2 protein-coding genes are annotated in these 1834 nt (G+C 40.1%); both read left to right on the plus strand.

Annotated features, from left to right (window positions below; translation table 11 throughout):
* The first annotated feature begins 27 nt into the window (after positions 1-27).
* On the plus strand, positions 28-690 hold the full coding sequence (locus tag FJR05_RS14530) for a GMC oxidoreductase (protein ID WP_371416896.1): 663 nt from the start codon (positions 28-30) through the stop codon (positions 688-690).
* A 191-nt stretch (positions 691-881) separates the two neighbouring features.
* Entirely contained in the window at positions 882-1817 is a 936-nt protein-coding gene (locus tag FJR05_RS14535) for a ferritin-like protein (RefSeq protein WP_254446947.1), read from the plus strand.
* Positions 1818-1834 lie beyond the last annotated feature (17 nt).

Here is a 1834-nt window from a genome sequence, read left to right on the forward strand (position 1 = left end):
CACAAATAGAAAACTGACAGACCACTAGTGACATCAGGAATCGGGAGTTTCCGTAAAGGTAAGTTTCGTCATAACCAATGCACATTTGCGATGGATATCCATAATGATGGTTGGGGATGGTCAGGAACAGGTGCTACTGATGTAGTGCGAAATGCGGTGGAAAAGGGAAATCTGTATGGTTCTCAACTGCGTCAAGAACTGATTAGCAAGATATCACGGCAGTTACTATTAGCCTTCATGTGCGAATTACCCGCCGATTACAATAACCGAATCACTATTGATCCTCAATACAAGGATCAACTGGGTAATTATCGTCCCGTCATTCATTTTGATGTACCTGATTATTGCAAAAAAACCTTTGCTTACGCCCGCAATCTCTCCAAGAAGATTTTCAAGGATTTAGGTGCGGAAGATCATACCCACTACGATGACACTGACCCTGCCTATTTTGAGTATGAGGGTGAAGGCTACTGGTTCCGGGGAGGAAATCACTTTTCAGGAACTCACGTCATGGGAACAACTAAGGAAAACTCGGTTGTTGATAAATATATGCGTTCTTGGGATCATCAGAATCTTTACATGGTTGGAGCAGGAAGTATGCCTTCCATTGGCAGTTCCAATACTACATTGAGTATCGCCGCTCTGACTTACATGGCTACTGAGGAGATGCTTAGAGACTTAAATAAGTAATTGGACAAAATTAATTACACAAAAATCTGGGCTGAAATCCTTAACTGGCAAGGAATTTGGTAAATCACCAATATGTAATTAATTCTGTCGGTGTACTTATTACGTCTAAGCCTGTAAATCTTTAGGATTTAAAACAACAAAGCGCATTGAAATTATACAACTTTTGAAAATATTGTCAGCAGAGGTATTTGATGATTGATAGTTTAGAGTTGATTACAACGGTTGAAGACCTGCATTACTATCTCATCCAGGGCTTGATGATAGAACACGCGACTCTTCCCCCTTATCTCACTGCCCTTTATTCCCTCAAGCCAGGATCAAATCTGGAAGCTTTTCACTTTATTCGCACCGTCGCTGTAGAGGAAATGCTCCATCTCACTTTAATAGCCAATGTGTTTAATGCGGTGGGGGGAAATATCCAAGGAGTTTTGACTAATCCTGACTTTGTTCCTACATATCCTACTAATTTACCCACGAGAGCAGATGACTTTGAAGTTAATGTCAGTAAGTTTTCTCCAGAAACAATAGAGACATTTCTCAAGATTGAACGTTCTCATCATGTAGGTGATAACAAAGCATTAGTAGAGTCTCGTACTAAACAAACAAGGAGACACAATTTTCTAAAACTTGCGGGTAAAAATGACAACCTAAGCTACGAAACCATTGGATTATTCTACACAGAGGTAATTCGGGGCTTAAAGGCACTTGATAAGAAGTATAAGAGTGAAGGTAAAAATCTCTTCATTGGTGATCCCAAAAAGCAAATTACCCCTGAATATTACTATGATGGTGCGGGAGATATCGTCAAGGTGACGGATCTTGATTCTGCTATCAAGGCATTGTATATCATTCAAACCCAAGGTGAAGGGTCTGGAACTACAACTATCTATGATTCTGAAAAAGAACTTTCTCATTACTTCCGTTTCCAGCAACTCCTGAATGGTCGCTACTATGTGATAGATAAGGAAGATCCAACGAACTCAGATCAGCCTAATCAGCCTACAGGTGAAACCTTTACTGTAGATTGGGACGCTGTTTATCCCGTAATGGATAATCTGACGCTGAGTAAACTCAGAAGTTATTGTGACGCAGATTCAGAATTATATGCTCACGCACTAGTGTGTTAATTCTGTGAATCCTTTAC

The organism is Dolichospermum sp. UHCC 0259 (assembly GCF_009711935.1).
In the GTDB taxonomy this organism is placed as follows: domain Bacteria; phylum Cyanobacteriota; class Cyanobacteriia; order Cyanobacteriales; family Nostocaceae; genus Dolichospermum.

Bases quoted from the DNA above. Each gene is read 5' to 3' on its own strand.
- FJR05_RS14535 (WP_254446947.1), top strand. From the start codon at position 882: ATGATTGATAGTTTAGAGTTGATTACAACGGTTGAAGACCTGCATTAC.